Source organism: Planktothrix prolifica NIVA-CYA 540 (assembly GCF_963864145.1).
In the GTDB taxonomy this organism is placed as follows: domain Bacteria; phylum Cyanobacteriota; class Cyanobacteriia; order Cyanobacteriales; family Microcoleaceae; genus Planktothrix; species Planktothrix agardhii.
In genome coordinates, this window is record NZ_CAWLTW010000001.1 from 1,938,007 (window position 1) to 1,954,919 (window position 16,913).

General features: G+C 40.1%; 14 protein-coding genes. 9 read left to right on the forward strand and 5 right to left on the reverse strand.

Going from position 1 to position 16,913, the window contains the following annotated elements; translation table 11 throughout:
* Window positions 1–419 precede the first annotated feature (419 nt).
* The 3 genes from AC559H_RS08930 to AC559H_RS08940 all read left to right on the forward strand — a co-directional run bounded on the left by AC559H_RS08930 (window position 420) and on the right by AC559H_RS08940 (window position 5,499).
* Window positions 420–4,148 (forward strand): ATP-binding protein, encoded by a 3,729-nt coding sequence (locus AC559H_RS08930; RefSeq protein WP_051319660.1) that lies wholly within the window; start codon window positions 420–422, stop codon window positions 4,146–4,148.
* A 117-nt stretch (window positions 4,149–4,265) separates the two neighbouring features.
* On the forward strand, window positions 4,266–5,087 hold the full coding sequence (locus AC559H_RS08935; protein ID WP_036832940.1) for a hypothetical protein: 822 nt from the start codon (window positions 4,266–4,268) through the stop codon (window positions 5,085–5,087).
* Between the two features lie 28 nt (window positions 5,088–5,115).
* Window positions 5,116–5,499, forward strand: coding sequence for a phage holin family protein (locus AC559H_RS08940; protein ID WP_026789120.1), 384 nt, complete (start codon window positions 5,116–5,118; stop codon window positions 5,497–5,499).
* A 54-nt stretch (window positions 5,500–5,553) separates the two neighbouring features.
* Here AC559H_RS08940 and AC559H_RS08945 read toward each other — a convergent pair whose 3' ends face one another.
* The 3 genes from AC559H_RS08945 to AC559H_RS08955 form a co-directional block, all read right to left on the reverse strand.
* The gene (locus tag AC559H_RS08945) at window positions 5,554–5,985 is read right to left on the reverse strand and encodes an acyl-CoA thioesterase (protein WP_330943140.1); all 432 of its coding nucleotides are present in this window, start codon (window positions 5,983–5,985) and stop codon (window positions 5,554–5,556) included.
* A 259-nt stretch (window positions 5,986–6,244) separates the two neighbouring features.
* Window positions 6,245–6,658, reverse strand: coding sequence for a tellurite resistance TerB family protein (locus tag AC559H_RS08950; protein ID WP_026794349.1), 414 nt, complete (start codon window positions 6,656–6,658; stop codon window positions 6,245–6,247).
* Between the two features lie 83 nt (window positions 6,659–6,741).
* Complete coding sequence (locus AC559H_RS08955; protein ID WP_026794350.1) at window positions 6,742–8,061, reverse strand: ATP-binding protein; 1,320 nt, start codon at window positions 8,059–8,061, stop codon at window positions 6,742–6,744.
* A gap of 191 nt (window positions 8,062–8,252) precedes the next feature.
* On the opposite strand from AC559H_RS08955, the gene AC559H_RS08960 reads away from it, so the two are divergent.
* Complete coding sequence (locus AC559H_RS08960; RefSeq protein ID WP_042152863.1) at window positions 8,253–8,576, forward strand: TMEM14 family protein; 324 nt, start codon at window positions 8,253–8,255, stop codon at window positions 8,574–8,576.
* Between the two features lie 336 nt (window positions 8,577–8,912).
* The gene (locus tag AC559H_RS08965; protein WP_026789115.1) at window positions 8,913–9,284 is read left to right on the forward strand and encodes an Hpt domain-containing protein; all 372 of its coding nucleotides are present in this window, start codon (window positions 8,913–8,915) and stop codon (window positions 9,282–9,284) included.
* 89 nt (window positions 9,285–9,373) lie between these two features.
* On the opposite strand, the gene AC559H_RS08970 is transcribed toward AC559H_RS08965, so the two are convergent.
* Window positions 9,374–10,093, reverse strand: a complete 720-nt coding sequence (locus AC559H_RS08970; RefSeq protein ID WP_026789114.1) for a response regulator — start codon at window positions 10,091–10,093, stop codon at window positions 9,374–9,376.
* 41 nt (window positions 10,094–10,134) lie between these two features.
* The gene (locus AC559H_RS08975; RefSeq protein ID WP_052349589.1) at window positions 10,135–11,352 is read right to left on the reverse strand and encodes an RNA-guided endonuclease InsQ/TnpB family protein; all 1,218 of its coding nucleotides are present in this window, start codon (window positions 11,350–11,352) and stop codon (window positions 10,135–10,137) included.
* Between the two features lie 238 nt (window positions 11,353–11,590).
* Between AC559H_RS08975 and AC559H_RS08980 the strand changes: the two genes are divergently transcribed.
* The 4 genes from AC559H_RS08980 to AC559H_RS08995 all read left to right on the forward strand — a co-directional run bounded on the left by AC559H_RS08980 (window position 11,591) and on the right by AC559H_RS08995 (window position 16,877).
* On the forward strand, window positions 11,591–12,742 hold the full coding sequence (locus tag AC559H_RS08980) for a sensor histidine kinase (RefSeq protein ID WP_026794352.1): 1,152 nt from the start codon (window positions 11,591–11,593) through the stop codon (window positions 12,740–12,742).
* A gap of 205 nt (window positions 12,743–12,947) precedes the next feature.
* Complete coding sequence (gene aspS, locus AC559H_RS08985) at window positions 12,948–14,738, forward strand: aspartate--tRNA ligase (protein ID WP_026794353.1); 1,791 nt, start codon at window positions 12,948–12,950, stop codon at window positions 14,736–14,738.
* Between the two features lie 155 nt (window positions 14,739–14,893).
* Window positions 14,894–16,369 carry an alpha-amylase gene (locus AC559H_RS08990; protein WP_026794354.1) on the forward strand — a complete coding sequence of 492 codons (1,476 nt, stop codon included), beginning with the start codon at window positions 14,894–14,896 and terminating at the stop codon, window positions 16,367–16,369.
* Between the two features lie 199 nt (window positions 16,370–16,568).
* A complete protein-coding gene (locus AC559H_RS08995) occupies window positions 16,569–16,877 on the forward strand; it encodes a BMC domain-containing protein (protein WP_026789110.1) in 309 nt (102 codons plus the stop codon).
* Window positions 16,878–16,913: the final 36 nt, after the last annotated feature.

The following is a 16,913-nucleotide window of genomic DNA, read 5'->3' on the forward strand; positions in this document are numbered from 1 at the left end:
TCTAAAAATGCAGTAGAGATAGATAATTGATGATCTCTACTGCATTTTTTATCAGTTTTTGATTTTTATAAATTTTAGATAAAAAAAATAAGTCTATCTTTAGGTAGATGCTAAGGTTAACACAATATCTGGTAAATTGCATCTAATGATTCATGATTTTTACATTATTTTATCAATGTTAAAGATCAACAAGCAGTAGTACAATTAACCGATTAAACTCCCTATTGCTTGAATTTATTCCCAGTCCAACTGGCTTTAGAATTAGGTGTGTATTTCTACAATCTTAATCGAGGGCAAAATAGCCAAACCGAACCTTTTCCATTAGGATAAAATTAGATTAGGCAATAATGACATCAAATTAGTCAAGATCTTCCGATCCAATATTTTTCTGAATCACCGAGCAAAATGGGGCCGAACCTGTGAACACTAACCTCTCGAATGCTCAAACCTACGAAGCCGAAAGGCAAAGGGCAGAATTCCTAGGGGAACTCAACCAAGTAAAAACGGCGTTTTTAAGCAGTATTAGTCATGAATTTCGCACCCCATTGACCTTAATTCTGGGTTCAGTTGAAGAAATTCTCCAGGGTGAAGACTGTCTTAACTTCTCTCAACGGGAACAGTTAACAATCGCCAAACGCAATAGTTTACGATTACTCAAATTGGTTAATACCCTCGTTGATTTTTCCAGTATTGAAGCCGAACGAATTCAAGCGGTCTATGAACCTACGGATTTAGCCACTTTAACAATTGAACTGGCCAGTATGTTTCGTTCGAGCATCGAACGGGCGGGAATACAGTTGATTATAGACTGTCCGCCCCTACCCGAACCTATTTATATAGATCGAGAAGTGTGGGAAAAAATAGTAATGAATCTTTTTTCTAATGCTCTTAAATTTACATTTAAAGGTGAAATCATACTTTCTCTGCGCTGGGTCACAAATGGTATTGAATTAGAAGTACAGGATACCGGAATTGGGATTCGAGCCAAAGAGATTCCCCGTCTGTTTGAACGGTTCTACCGTGTCCCGGTGGAACCATGCCATGGCACGTCTCTACCAGAGAGAAACTATCAAGGATCGGGTATGGGTTTATTCTTGGTCAAAGAATTAATCCAATTACAGGGTGGCACGATTAATGTCACCAGTATCCCCGGACAGGGCAGTTGTTTCAAGGTTTCAATTCCCTCTGGTTATAGTCATCTCCCTGCGGAGCAAGTCAATCTCCATCCACACAATTTCCCCTCCGTCACCCATCTCACCCCCTCCAACACGACGGCGACCTATTTAGATGAAGTCAAGAGTTGGTCTGCGGAAACCAATGTTGTGGTTGAGGTTCAGCAGATGCCCCCCCCCAAATTACCCCTTCCCCAAATCTTACTGGTGGATGATAACCCGGATCTGTGCAATTATATTCAGCGTTTACTGAGTCGAAAATATCAGATAAAATCGGTGAATAGTGGGTTAGCCGCATTAGAGAGCATTCGGGAACAAAAACCCGATTTAGTGATTACCGATGTGATTATGCCGGAATTGAACGGCTTGGAACTGCTACAAATTCTGCGCCACGATCCTGACACCCAAAGGATTCCAATTATTCTGCTCTCAGCCCGGGCGGAGGAAAATGCCAGGATTGAAGGCCTAGAAGCGAAAGCCGACGACTATCTGATTAAACCCTTTTCTGCCCGGGAACTCCTGGCCCGTGTCCAGTCGATTTTGGAAATGACCCGACTCCGCCAAGAAGCCACAATTCGAGAACAGGAATTAATCAACACCAAAGCCCGGGTAATTGATATTCTCGAAAGCATTACCGATGGCTTTTTGTCCTTAGACCATCAGTGGCGATTAACTTATGTGAATGGAGCATCGGAACGGCTCTCTGGTAAAACCCGAGAGGAATTGTTAGGGGGTAATTTTTGGGATATTTATTCTCATTTATTGGGATTTAAAGATGAGGAGAAACTGCGTCAGGTAATCCAAACCCAGGTGGCTGATAATTTTGAAACCTGTTTGGCTCAAGACAACCTCTGGTATGAAGTTCATGTCTACCCCTATGAAAAGGGTTTAGCCATTTATTGGCGAGATATTACCAAACGCAAACAGGCAGAAATAACTTTACTCAAAAGCGAAGAACGATTACGGGTTGCCCTGAAAAGTGCGCCAATTACCTTATTTAATCAGGATCAAACCCTCCGCTACACCTGGGTTCATAATCCCACCCTCAACCAATCCGATCAGGAGATTATCGATAACACGGATTTTGAGTTGTTCCCCGAGGCGGGAGTCGCTCGACTGACTCAACTCAAACGCCGGGTGCTGGAAACCGGGATCGGGACGCGGGAGGAAGTTCCTATTTTCGCCGACGGACAGCAATACTGTTTTGATTTAACCATTGAACCCCTACACAATCCTAACCATGAAATTATCGGGATTACTTGTGCGGCTGTTGATATTTCCGACTACAAACGCATAGAGTTAGCCCTGCGCCAAAGTGAAGCCCAGGCAAGGGCAAGGACTGAGGAGTTGAAAACTTTTATGGAAACCGTTCCAGCCGCGGTCTGGATTGCCCATGACCCCCAATGCCACCAGATGACGGCGAACCGGGCAGCCCATGAATTGGTGCAGTTAGCCTCGGGATCATTGCTGACGGCGACCCCCGAGGATGGCTCCTATCCATTTGAATTCAAGATTCAACGCCAGGGCCAAGATATTCCTCCAGAAGATTTGCCCATGCAGCAAGCGGGACGGACGGGAGAAAATATTGAATCGGAATTTGAGTTTGTTTTTGAAAATGGGGAAGTTCGTTCTATTTATGGGCGGGCCGTACCGTTGCGAGATGAAGCGGGGGAGATTCGGGGGGTAATTGGGGCGTTTTTGGATGTCAGCGATCGCAAACGAGTCGAACAGGAACGAGAACAACTCTTAATCAGGGAACAGGCCGCCCGGGAGCAAGCCGAAATGACCAATCGGATTAAGGATGAGTTTCTCACGGTTTTATCCCATGAATTGCGATCGCCCTTGAATCCGATTTTGGGTTGGACAAAACTCCTACAAACTCGTAAATTCGATTCCCAAGGCACAGCCCAAGCCTTAGAAACCATCGAACGCAATGCTAAACTCCAAACCCAACTGATTGAGGATTTATTAGATATTTCTCGAATGTTGCGAGGAAACATGGTCTTACATAAACAACCCGTCAATTTAATTACAATCATCACCTCGGCAATAGAAACTTTTAAATTAGCTGCTGAAGCCAAAGGCATTCAAGTCAGATTTGAAATCGCTCAAAATTCTGGTTTCTCCTCCCTTTTAATCTATGTTTTGGGGGATGAAACCCGACTGCAACAGATTATCTGGAATCTATTATCTAATGGAATTAAATTTACTCCCCCCGGAGGCATTGTCGAGATTTATTTAAAATCTGGGGAAGATCACGTCCAAATTCAGGTCAAAGACACCGGAATTGGTATTAATCCTCAGTTTTTACCCTATGTCTTTGACTATTTTCGTCAACAGGATGGCACAAATACCCGCAAATTTGGGGGTTTGGGACTGGGACTCGCCATTGTCCGACACCTAACGGAATTACATGGAGGAACAGTCAGCGCCAACAGTTTAGGCGAAAATTTAGGGGCTGCGTTTTCGGTGCAGTTACCCTTAATGAAATCTGTAGAGACTTGCCATGGTACACCTCTACAACCTCAAAATCCAGTAGAGACGTGCCATGGCACTTCTCTACAACCTCAAAATCCAGAGATCAACTCCATTAATTTAACTGGCTTGCGAGTTTTAGCCATTGATGATCAAGCCGAGACTCGGACTCTAATTGGATCGATCTTAACCCAGGCCGGAGCCCAAGTAAAAATGGCAAGCTCCGCTCAGGAAGCACTCTTGATGATTCAAGAGTTTTCCCCCGATGTCTTAGTCTCAGATATAGCGATGCCGGACATGGAGGCCTATATATTTAGAGATGAGGTCAGAAACACATCATCAATTCCCGTGATCGGATTAACCACAAATCCAGAAGAAACCAACGCCTCTCTCACTAGGGACACCAGATTTCAAATCCACTTAGCTAAACCCATTGTGGCTGATGAATTAGTCGCTTGTGTTGCCACTTTAACCCATCGCCTTCGCAACTCCGTGATTTGATCAAGATCTGTTAGCATCAAATGACTATTATCCAGAGTGTAGAAAACTTTACTTACACAATCGTAAAAATTTGTTTATCATAGAGGGGAAATGGAGCCTATTATTGAGGATATAGCCATGTCAGAACCCACTCAAAATAAACTCGCCTCGGATTTAGAAAAAGCCCAATCTGAAGGTAAATTACGCGCTGAACGAATTCGGGAAATTGTTAAATCTTCCATCTCAGAAGTTGGTTCAGAATTTAAAGGAGGTTCTCAAGAAATTCGAGATTTAGTTAAACAGGTTGTAGGAACCGTTTTAGAAACCGTCAAAGGAAAAGGTGAGGAAGTTCAAGAAAATGTGACTGCTTCTATTGAAGGAGTAATTGATGGTATTAGTCAAGCAAAACAGGAGTCAATTGCTAAAACTCAAGCGGAAGTGAAACAACTTCAAGCTCGAATTGATCAACACGAACAGGAGTTACAAAATAATATTAATTTGGCTTTAAGCGATATTCAAGAAGTTGGAACTAATAAATCAGATCAGGTTAAAACGGCGATTGAATCCGCGATTACAACCATTAAAAATAGCGAAGAATCTACCTTAATGCAGAAACGTTACGCCCAACTTAAAGCTCAATTGGCGATCGTGAATGCTAACTTAGTTGGACGCTATGGACAACGTTATGAGGAGGTTAAAGATTATTTAGAAGAAGCACAATCTTGGTATGAAAAAGCCAAAGATGAACCCGAAATTCATACCGAAAAAATTGATCATAAACGCAAAGATTTTGAAACTAAATTAGGAGAAGCGGGAACGGCGATCGCTCAAAAAGAAAAAGAAATTAAACAGCGTTTAAACGATCTGTGGAAGTCAATTTCTGAAACCTTTACTAATAATCAGTCCCAACCTGATGAAAAAAAAGAGGATTCATCCAATTTAAACAAAGATACCCTTTAAAACCACAATACAATCTGAGGCAAAATTTATGATCGCATCATTATTAACGTTGGTAGCAACAGCCCTAAGTTTATTAGTGGTTGATTTAGTTGTACCTGGGGTAAATTTATCTACCTTTTTAGCAGCTTTAATTGCGGCGGCGGCTATTGGTGGAGTCAATGCTTTTATTAAACCGATTTTATCAACCTTATCCATTCCCCTAAATATTTTAAGTTTAGGTGGTTTTTCATTCATTGTGAATGGTTTTTGTTTCTGGTTAGCTTCGGTTTTTATTCCTGGATTTCAAGTACAGGGTTTATTAGCTTTTATTTTAGGCCCTGTAATTTTATCCGCCGTGAATGCTTTTCTCAATGGCTATTTTGTAGAAAAATATCCCCAATTCTTTAATTCTCAGAAGTCTTTAAACCCATAAAAGATTACTGATTAATCAGTAGAGAGGTTGCCTGCAACGTCTCTACTGTAGGGGTTAAGAGACCCAACCCTCTTTGTATTTTTCTAACCAGTGAATAATTGCGTGAGGTAAAGGTTGGCGTTGACGAGTTTTAGGATTAATACAAATATGTTTTGTTATCGCTTCAGCAATTAATTGATCAGAGTTATCTAATCTAATTTTATATTGAATTTTGAAAGAATTTTCATTAATTATTTCAGGATTTAATTCAATTAAAATTTGATCTCCACAGAATAAGGGAAACCGAAAATCAACACTCGCATGAACAATTGGAATCGCAAAATCAGGATTAACAAAAAAACTTTTAAGGTTAATTTCTACCTGATTTAGAGATGCTTCATAGGCTTCATGACCCATTGCTAAAATATTAGCAAAATAAACCACCCCCGCAGCATCCGTATCTTGAAAACGAATAATTCGCTTATAAATGTATCCCAAATCAGTCATCAGTTATTAGTTAAGTAGTTACACAAAATAAATTACCTAGTTGAGAGAGGGAACATCGGAACAGCCCCCCCAAACCCCCCGTGCACGGGGGGCTAGGGGGGGAGGGAACAGGGTGGAGGATGTGTAATTAATTTTGTTTAGGTACTTATTAGTCTATTACCGATCACGGATTTAAAAGGATTACGCAGATTAACACAGATTAACACAGATTAAATCCGTGAAATCCGTGAAATCCTCTTAAATCCGTGATCAGCTTCTATTATCCTTTATTTTTGATTAACATCACATCAATAATGTTATTAGCCATCGGTTCAGAAATCTCTAAAACATTAAACAGCTTATCTAATAAGGCTTCTTCTTCTTCGGTAATAACTCCATCGGCTAAAGTAATATCAGTAACCACAGCAAAGGCAGTTTCTCTGAGTTCATGGGGCAATTTTTTTACCGCCTCTTTTAATAATATATCCGCTCCTTGTGCTTGTAATTGATTTAGGAGTTGATCAATCATTCCTCGCATTTTTTCCCCTGAATAATCACTAAAAAGCTGCATTCGAGAGAAGGTTGTGGTAATAGCTTGGGATTCACTTCCAGTAATATAACCATCAGCAGCTACCGCAATTAATGCGATCGCCGCAAACGCTTCCGCAGAGTTGAATTGAATCGCGCTTGACATTGTGAAAACCTCCTGAGGTGATTTCGCGTTATCGTAGATTTTTCCCACGTTTATGATTACACTATCTGCGGTTTTTTTCCAATTTATTTTCCAAAAACTGCCAATTCCGCCGTCAAAAAGTCAACAAATTGCCGCGCAGTTCGTCCCGAACGTCCATTATGACGAGTCGCCCATTGTAAGGCGCGAAACTGCAAATCTTCGGGACTGATTTTAATTCCCCCTTGACTGGCTAAATGTCGTACCATATTCAAATAGGTATTCTGGTCAGCAGGTGGAAAGGTTAAGGTTAAACCAAAGCGATCGCTAAAGGATAATTTTTCCTGTACCGTATCCCAAACATGAACCTCATCTTGATCTTTCGGGGAAGGTCGATCTTCAAAATATTCTCGAATTAAATGACGACGGTTAGAAGTAGCATAAACAATTACATTTTGTGGACGGGCGGTTAAATTTCCTTCTAATACGACTTTCAAGGCTTTAAAAGCATCGTCATCTTCTTCAAAGGATAAATCATCGACAAAAATAATAAATTTCTGCGGCACCCCTCGTAATTGTTCCACCACTAATGGTAAGTCTTTTAAATCGGATTTTGCCACTTCAATTAAACGTAAACCGCGATCGCTATATTCATGTAATAACGATTTAATTAAGGAGGATTTACCCGACCCCCGACTGCCATATAATAAAACATTTAAAGCTGGATATCCGGCTAATAATATTTCTGTATTTTTTAATAAAAGATCCCGTTGATTTTCATATCCGATTAACTGGCTTAAATCTACCGGATCTGGGTGATTAATAGTCAGTAACTTGCCATTCTGCCAACGAAAAGCATCGGCTTGGGCAAATAAACCAGTTCCAAATTGATGATAATGATTTACTAAATTTTCTACTGCTTCCGACCAATTTTCTAGGGTTTTTAATTGATTGCGTAAGGGTGATTCTTGGATTTTTTCTAACGGTTGCGGTTGCGGCTGCCAAATTATGGGGTTTTCCGATAACTGGGCGACATTTCTTAACCAATGACTGATTTTTTCCCCGTTATATTGATAGAGACTTTGGAGGATTTTTAAATCTTGTTTTGCCGCTTCAATTAATACCGGAGGTAATTGATCAAAAGTAGTTTGTTGGGCCTGTTGGGTAAAGGGATTATCCGCCCTTAAAATTTGATTGATTAGATGTTCCTGCCAACTTTGTTGATATTTGGCTTGGACTTGAAACCAAGTTCCATAGGCTTTTAAACAATTTAAAATACTCGATTCATTATGATGAAATGTTTCTAAAAGATATAGAAATGCTTGGCCAATTTCATGATCAAAAATATCTTGATATAGTAGTAAAGTGGCAACCTGACGCTGTAGGAACCTAACCTGTGAAATAATAGGGCTATTCAGAGAAGACATAAAATATGATTAAAAAGTAACACATAGTAATTAATGATTCACTTTGCATTATAGCAAAGATTGAGTCAATAATACCATAAACTTTTATAACGTCAAATTTTAATTTTTGATACAATTTAGAAGAATTGTTAATCAATAGATTCCCAGAAGTTGTATAAACAAACTTTGTAATTGTTTTTTGGGCATGGGTTATGATTGATTTTGGAGTAATTGCGGCGATCGCTTACGGTTTATTGGCTTTTATCGGTGGTATTGTGGGTTATACTAAAGCCAAAAGTAAAATCTCTCTATTTGCGGGTTGTTCCACTGGAATTTTGCTAATTTTGGGCGGTATTATCCAAATCCAAGGCGTAAGCTGGGGATTAATATTTTCCATTGTGCTATCGGTTTTTCTGATAATTACTTTTATTTCTCGTTTACTCAAAACCCGTAAATTCATGCCATCTGGATTAATGATTGTTGCCGGATTTGTAGCTGTTACAATGATGGGATATCAACTACAAATGGTTTTATAATCAAATTTTATTTGCTAATCATTCAGGGAAAATATACTTTTTAATTTTCTCTGAATGCGAACTATCACAAGGCAATATTCAATGGGCTTTTAGCAATTTTACCAATATTTTAAATCATTAAAAGTCTGATAGAGATTGCCATATAGCAATCCTAAATGATTTGTGAAAAAATTCCGTAGGGGTTTGGTCTCCAAACCCTCTTTGCTTTCTATAGTATATTAAAATAATAAAATATTACAATATATTCAGGAATTGCTACATGATAGACAAAATATCCTATGACGGTTAACCTATAAGCAATAAAATATCATTTTTGCGGGGTTTAAAAAATAAATTATGAATATCTTAACCATTCCAATTCTTCCAGTGAATTTAGAACGTCTAAATCGTTTACTCAAAGGAAACTTCCCACTTCAACAAAAATTGCTATACCTGTTCCTCAAACAAGCCGAAATCCGAATTCAGAGCTTGCGCCAAGGGATTATCAATCGGGATTTCATCAGTATTAAACAACAAGCTCATGCTTTAAGAGGATCAAGTGCAACCGCAGCAATATTAATGATCCCAGAAATTGCTGAAGAACTTGAAGATCTCGCCGAAGCAGAAAATTTAGAAGGAGCAATGGAGTTAGTCGAAAAACTAGAACAGTGCTTAATTCGAGTTCAGCTTTTTGTACAAGAAGGAATTTTATCTGAATCAACTATTTAATCAAAACTAGATGTAGGGGTAATTCATGAATTACCCCTACTATTGATAGCGGTGATGCGTAAGTCCTGTCAAATTAACCCCAAAAAACCCTAATCAATCCAACCGGAACGCAAAGCCCGAACCGCAGCCTGAGTACGATCATCAGCACAGAGCTTATTCAGAATACTGCGAACATGGGTCTTAACCGTTCCTACCGTAATATAAAGTTTTTCGGCAATTTCAGCATTACTCCGTCCAGCCACAATTAATTCTAAAACCTCTAATTCCCTTTCTGTTAAAGGGCAAGATTTTAAAAATTCTTGATACTCAGGTTCTACCGCATTAATCATCACGGTTTTCTGATCACCGGGTGTCGGAATATCCGGTTGTTTATTCTTCGCTTGCTTGAGAACTGTACGAGCAATTACAGGATCAATCCAAGCATTTCCTTCATAGGTAGTATGAATCGCATCCTTGAGTTTATCAAGACTCACATCCTTAACACTATAGGAATCTGCACCCGCCGCAAAAGCTCCCATAACCGCATCCTCATTATCGTGCATAGTCAGGATCAGAACTTTGGTTTCCCGCGCCCCACTGCTGGCAATATGTTGCTTAAACTTTTGGGTTAATTCAATACCATCCATATCAGGTAAACCAATATCAATAATCGCAATATCGGGCTGGGTTTGTTTGAGAATTTCCAAACCCTTTTTCCCATTAGCCGCCTCCCCAACAATCTTGATATTACTGTCCTGTTGTAACGCCGTTCTCAACCCCACCCGGGTTAAATCATGATCCTCTACCAGAACAATATTGATTTTAGTCATGACATAATTCTCCTAATTGTTTTGACACTCCCACCCCTACGCTACGCTAAAGGGGTGGGATTCTCGTATCTAGCCCAATCAAATAAAGACAGTTGAATATACTCTTTTTGATTGTTTTTCACCGAGTTCGGGGGTGCGCCAAACACCCCATAATTTAAACCGGATGAATCCATTACAGAAGCATCTCTCTTTAGGTTTAAATCACAAGCGAAACCATCCCATTGAGACAGATTTCGTGCAGCATTCAAATCAGAATTGTGGTAGTGACCATTAGGGCAATTAAAATCATGCCGATTTCTCTTACCAATAACACCACAAGTTGAACAAGATTTAGAAGTATAGGGCGCAGGTCTTTTAATTAATTTCAATCCTTTAAGAGCCAACTTATAATTAAGTTTTTGTTCCAAAGAATAATAAGACCAAGTGTGTCGAGATTCACCGGAATCAGAACGAGATTTCTGGCTCTGTTTCATGGTTTTACGACATCCTTCCAAATCCTCTATAACAATATCGGCGTTATGGTATTCAGCAAAACGAACAATTCGGCGACTGACTGTATGGTTAATAGCTTCCATCCATCGTTGCTCTTTTTTGTTCCATTTCTTTAAAGCTCGAAACTTTTTAGCTTCTTGAAGTTGTTTTCTTCGTTGTTGAAAATAACGTTTCCGATGCTTAACACTTTGACCATTAAAGAACTTGCCGAAACCTTCTTTTGGTGCAACTACCGCTAAATTATTCTGCCCTCGGTCACATCCCAATCTTTTCTCTGTCTCAACTTCTGGAACATCCTCAGTAATTGACAGATAGGCATACCACTTATTTCGATGTTTAATCAACTTAAAAGAACCCCCTTGAATTGTTTCCTCTAACAATCCATCTAAAACGGGTTGCCAATGAGGAGATGCTACTTCAATGGGGATTCTTTTTTCACCTTTGATGGTCGGGAAGCTAATTGAATAGGTACTCCCTTTTTGAGTTAATTTCCAATTTTGATTGTTAACTTCTACAGGAAGAACTTTATATTGCTTGGTTTTACGACCCGTTGGGGATGTGGTATGTCGAATTACTTGATTGACCAGAGCAGATTTTAACTCGGACATGATTTTAGCTGTTGTCATTTTTCGCCGTTCTTTAATTGGCAATGACAACAGCTTATTAGCAATCTGCGTGTTTTCTTCCGTCATTTGCTCAAACATTTGAGCTTTACAACGGTTGAGTTTTGCGAATTTTAATTTAATCGTCCGAGTTACTTTGATCATGGAAAATATGATAACATAAATATCTAATAACTGGGTACAAATTAATTGGTAGATGACGGCACTTAAAAGTGCCTGCGTCGCGTTTCATCCCACGGCTGAAGCCAGTGGGCTTTCACGCTCCCACCCTGGCTTTGTAAAGTTCTTTATTATTCGCCAATTTGTTGTTAAAATTAATCCCAAATTCAAGGCTGATATTAACCTCATCATAATGTTTATTTCAGAAAAAATTTTCAAAATTATGCCCCGTTCTATTCCCCCTCCTGCAAAATCCATTGACCGAATTTTAGCCGTTGATGATTCCCCCGATAACCTATTTTTAGTGGAAGCTATTTTAGCCGAAGAAGGATACGAAGTTATCTGTAAACCCGATGGCATTTCTGCCTTAGCTTTGATTAAAACCGAGCCTCCTGATCTAATATTATTAGATGTAATGATGCCGGGGATTGATGGCTATGAAGTCACTCGACGGATTCGCAAAAATCTCGATCTTCCCTTTATCCCCATTTTATTAATTACTGCCCATGATCATTCTAGTGTGGTTGAGGGATTAGATGCCGGGGCGGATGACTTCATTCGCAAACCCGTTGAGGTTGATGAATTACTCGCCCGGGTACGCTCGCTCCTGAGACTTAAACATAGCATTGATCAACAGAAAGCGATGTCTCGACAACGGGAAGACTTCGTTTCCCGCCTGACCCATGATCTGCGGACGCCTTTGGTAGCAGCCGATCGAATGTTACATTTATTCCAACAAGGTGCCCTAGGGGAAATTTCTTCTCCGATGGGAGAAGCGATCGCATCCATGATTAAAAGTAACCAAAACCTTCTGCAAATGGTTAATACCTTACTGGAGGTTTATCGGTATGAAGCGGGTCGAAAAACCTTAACCTTCTCCTATTTTGATATAGGTCAATTAGTCCAAGAAGTAATTGCAGAACTCAGCCCCCTGATTCAAAATAAAGAATTATCCCTAGAATTTACCCCTTCCCAGGATTGTCTAACCCAGACTTCAGTTATTATTGGCGACCCATTAGAAATTCGGCGGGTTGTCACTAATTTAGTCGGAAATGCGATTAAATTTACCGATCGGGGGAGTGTCAAAATTCGTCTGTATCTAACAGAAATGCAACTTAATATTAGCAATCAACCTCAAAAAGTCATGGTTTTGGAAGTTGAAGATAGCGGAATTGGTATAGCTCCCGAAGATCAAGTTCTCATCTTTGAACGATTCCGTCAAGGCAATAATAAACGTTCCGGTAGTGGGTTAGGATTACACCTAATTTCACTAATTGTAGAAGCCCACAAAGGCATGATTCAAATGGAATCCCAAATCGGTCAGGGAAGTCTATTTAGAATTTGTTTACCCATCAACCCCAAATTCGGCAGTTGATATTTTAACTTACACCAAACTGATTCCCTATTCCCTATTCCCTATTCCCTATTCCCTATTCCCTATTCCCTATTCCCTGATCCGGTGTTCCCTGATCCGGTGTTCCCTGTTCCGGTGTTCCCTATTCCCTGACGAGTGATGTCTCATTGACTTATACTGATAAGTTGCCCTAATTTAAACCTTAGTTTAACTTTCATTAAGAGTCATGCGAACCCACTACTGCGGCAATCTCCGATCCACCCATCTTGGCGAAACTCTCACCCTCTGCGGATGGGTTGATAGGCGTCGCGATCATGGGGGTGTAATATTTTTAGATTTACGCGATCGCACGGGTATTGTTCAAATTGTCAGCGACCCAGAACGAACCCCCGACTCCTACAAGGCCGCCGAAGGTCTGCGAAATGAATATGTAGTTAAAATCACCGGGCGAGTCTCCCAACGTCCCCCCGAGTCCCTCAACCCCAAATTAGCCACCGGAGAAATAGAAATTTACGCCGATCACATTGAACTACTGAATGGACTGGGAAAACAATTACCCTTTCAAATTTCCGCCTCAGAAACCGAAACAGTTCGGGAAGATTTACGCCTCAAATATCGCTATTTAGATTTACGTCGAGAACGCATGACTCGCAATTTACAATTGCGTCATCAAGTGGTCAAAGCCATGCGGCGGTTTTTAGAAGATCAAGAGCATTTTATCGAAGTTGAAACCCCAATTCTTACCCGTTCAACTCCTGAAGGAGCGCGGGATTATTTAGTTCCGAGTCGAGTTAATCCTGGGGAATGGTTTGCTTTACCCCAATCGCCCCAACTGTTCAAACAATTATTAATGGTATCAGGATTTGATCGATATTATCAAATCGCAAGATGTTTCCGAGATGAAGATTTACGCGCCGATCGCCAACCGGAATTTACCCAATTAGATATGGAAATGAGCTTTATGACCCAGGAAGGAATTCTGGCGTTAAATGAAGCCTTAGTTGCTCATATTTTTAAAACCGTTAAAGGTATAGAAATTCCCCTTCCTTTCCCCCGTTTAACCTATAAAGAAGCCCTAGATCGTTATGGTAGCGATAAACCCGATACTCGCTTTGGTTTAGAGTTAGTGGATGTTTCTGATATTGTTAAAAACTGTGGATTTAAGGTATTTTCAGGGTCGGTAGCATCGGGAGGAATTGTTAAAATTTTACCGATTCCGGGGGGAAATGATGCGATTTCTAATGTGCGAATTAAACCCGGTGGCGATCTGTTTAAAGAAGCCTGTGAAGCGGGGGCTAAAGGGTTAGCATTTATTCGAGTACGGGAGGATGGTATTGATACCATTGGCGCAATTAAAGATAACCTAACCGCCGAACAAAAACAGGAAATATTAACCCGAACCAATGCTAAAGCCGGAGATTTACTATTATTTGGGGCGGGGGATATTGCCACAGTTAATAAAACCTTAGACCGTTTACGTCTATTTATTGGGAAAGAATTAGAACTAATTGATCCGAGTAAAATTAATTTATTGTGGATTGTTGAGTTTCCCATGTTTGAATGGAATGACGAAGAAAAACGTTTAGAAGCCCTACATCACCCCTTTACGGCTCCCTATCCAGAGGATATTAATGATTTATCCCAAGCCCGGGCGCAGGCCTACGATATAGTTTTAAATGGCTATGAAATAGGCGGTGGTAGTCTACGGATTTATAAACGGGAAATTCAAGAACAGGTATTTTCAACTATTGGATTAACCCTGGAGGAAGCCTACAGCAAATTCGGCTTTTTATTAGAAGCCTTTGAATATGGAACCCCTCCCCATGGCGGTATTGCCTACGGTTTGGATCGATTGGTTATGTTATTATCTGGAGAGGAATCTATTCGAGATGTGATTGCATTTCCTAAGACCCAACAAGCGGGCTGTCTATTAACTAATGCCCCTTCAAGTGTTGATCAAAAACAGTTAAAGGAACTCCAAGTTACTTCAACTTACAAACCCAAAACTGAAAAATAAATCCATTCTATAGAAATCCGTGTAGAATTTGTGATCAAAACCTGTAGGGTTTGGAAGACCTACCCAAACGCAAAGAGGGTGGGAAGACCAAACCCCTACAATAAAATGTTACAACAACCTATTCCGTTTAACAACATCTAAAAACAAGGGGTAGCATGGTTAAAATCAATGGTGTGATGATACAATATTTCCACTGGTATCTTCCTGGTGATGGAAGCCTGTGGAATCAACTCAAAAACAACGCCCAGGAATTAGCAGATGCGGGAATTACGGCTTTATGGTTGCCTCCGGCTTATAAAGGAACCGGTGGCGGGATGGATGTGGGATATGGGGTTTATGATATTTATGACTTGGGAGAATTTAATCAAAAAGGCTCAATTAGAACTAAATATGGCACTCGTCAACAATATTTAGATGCCATTAAGAGCCTGCATAAATCAGAAATTGAAGTCTATGCAGATACGGTATTAAATCATAAAATCGGGGCGGATGGAACCGAAATTACCAAAGCAACACCCTTCCATAATAATGATCGAAGAAATCCTAAAGGAGATTTACGAGATATTAAGGCTTACACTCTATTTAACTTTCCAGGTCGTAAAGGAAAATATTCTACATTTGAGTGGCATTGGTGGCATTTTGATGCCGTTGACTATGATGAATTTAGCAAAGAATCGGGAAACGTTTATTTATTTGAAGGTAAAACCTTTGATGATTATGTCGCCCTAGAAAATGGCAATTTTGCCTATTTAATGGGAGCAGATTTAGACTTCCAAAACGAAGAAGTCAGAAAGGAAATTAGCAACTGGACAAAATGGTATCTTGATACTACGGGTGTGGATGGATTTCGCTTAGATGCGATTAAACATATTTCCGCTTGGTTTTTTCCTGAGTGGTTAGATGAAATGGAAAAACATACAGGTCGGCAACTTTTTGCGGTGGGGGAATATTGGTCGCCTGATAGTAGCGTTTTGAATTGGTATTTAGATACTGTCGGTCAAAGAATGTCGGTATTTGATGTTAGCTTACATTACAATTTCCACTACGCCAGTAAAGCCGGAGGATATTATGATATGCGGACGATTCTGGATGGAACATTAGTCAAAGACCGGGCCATGAATGCCGTTACTTTTGTGGAAAATCACGATTCCCAACCGTTACAAGCCTTAGAATCCGTGGTAGAACCTTGGTTTAAACCCATAGCTTATGCTATAATATTATTACGTCAACAGGGTTATCCTTGTATTTTTCATGGCGATTATTACGGGGCAGAATATGAAGATAAAGGACGGGATGGGAATACCCATAAAGTTGTTTTACCTTCCTGTAAACAGTTTATTGATCAGTGTCTTTATGCGCGGAAAAATTTCGCTTACGGCCCCCAATATGACTATTTTGATCACCCCGATATTATTGGTTGGACTTGTCTAGGAGACGAAGAACATCCGAAAGCCATGGCGGTAATTTTAAGTGATGGCCCAGAAGGAATTAAACCGATGGAAGTCGGGAAACCTAATACTAAATTCTATGATCTCACGAGGAATATAAAAGAACCCATTGAAACCAATGATCAGGGTTGGGGTGAATTTTCTTGTATTGCGGGTTCGGTTTCGATTTGGGTTCAGGAATAGCAATGCAGACAATAGGCAACAGGAATATTATTTCGGTTTTTGAGAACTTTCAAAGTTTCAATTAATCTTTCTTTATCAGGACTTACGCAATTTCCCATTTAGCAGGATCTTCTAGGGAATGAAACAGTCGGAGGGTCTTGAAAGTGTCATTGAGTCGTACAATGATATTGATCGGTTCCGTTTTTACTAGGAGACTTCAATGCCAGAGGCAGTGGGTGTCATACAAGTCCTGGGTTTTCCAGGGGTTTTAGCCGCAGCAGATGCGATGGTCAAAGCTGCGCGAGTTACCCTTGTTTACTATGATTTAGCAGAACGGGGTGAATTTATAGTGGCAGTTCGTGGCCCAACATCGGAGGTGGTTCCTGCTGTAAAAGCTGGTGTTGAAGCAGCCGAAAAGACGTTTGGCTGTTCACTAATTACTTACTATGTTGTTCCCAACCCCCCTGAGAACATTGTAGATGTTATGTCTATTGGTTACACAGAACTGAGTGAACGTTTTCGCACTTAATATAATTTCTATTTTGCGAAAAATATTCAATTGCAA

Coding starts and splice junctions, on each gene's coding strand:
- AC559H_RS08980 (WP_026794352.1), top strand. CDS start 11,591: ATGCCCCGTTCTATTCCCCCTCCTGCAAAATCCATTGACCGAATTTTA.
- AC559H_RS08935 (WP_036832940.1), top strand. CDS start 4,266: ATGTCAGAACCCACTCAAAATAAACTCGCCTCGGATTTAGAAAAAGCC.
- AC559H_RS08990 (WP_026794354.1), top strand. CDS start 14,894: ATGGTTAAAATCAATGGTGTGATGATACAATATTTCCACTGGTATCTT.
- AC559H_RS08965 (WP_026789115.1), top strand. CDS start 8,913: ATGAATATCTTAACCATTCCAATTCTTCCAGTGAATTTAGAACGTCTA.
- AC559H_RS08975 (WP_052349589.1), bottom strand. CDS start 11,352: ATGATCAAAGTAACTCGGACGATTAAATTAAAATTCGCAAAACTCAAC.
- aspS (WP_026794353.1), top strand. CDS start 12,948: ATGCGAACCCACTACTGCGGCAATCTCCGATCCACCCATCTTGGCGAA.
- AC559H_RS08970 (WP_026789114.1), bottom strand. CDS start 10,093: ATGACTAAAATCAATATTGTTCTGGTAGAGGATCATGATTTAACCCGG.
- AC559H_RS08960 (WP_042152863.1), top strand. CDS start 8,253: ATGATTGATTTTGGAGTAATTGCGGCGATCGCTTACGGTTTATTGGCT.
- AC559H_RS08995 (WP_026789110.1), top strand. CDS start 16,569: ATGCCAGAGGCAGTGGGTGTCATACAAGTCCTGGGTTTTCCAGGGGTT.
- AC559H_RS08940 (WP_026789120.1), top strand. CDS start 5,116: ATGATCGCATCATTATTAACGTTGGTAGCAACAGCCCTAAGTTTATTA.
- AC559H_RS08945 (WP_330943140.1), bottom strand. CDS start 5,985: ATGACTGATTTGGGATACATTTATAAGCGAATTATTCGTTTTCAAGAT.
- AC559H_RS08955 (WP_026794350.1), bottom strand. CDS start 8,061: ATGTCTTCTCTGAATAGCCCTATTATTTCACAGGTTAGGTTCCTACAG.
- AC559H_RS08950 (WP_026794349.1), bottom strand. CDS start 6,658: ATGTCAAGCGCGATTCAATTCAACTCTGCGGAAGCGTTTGCGGCGATC.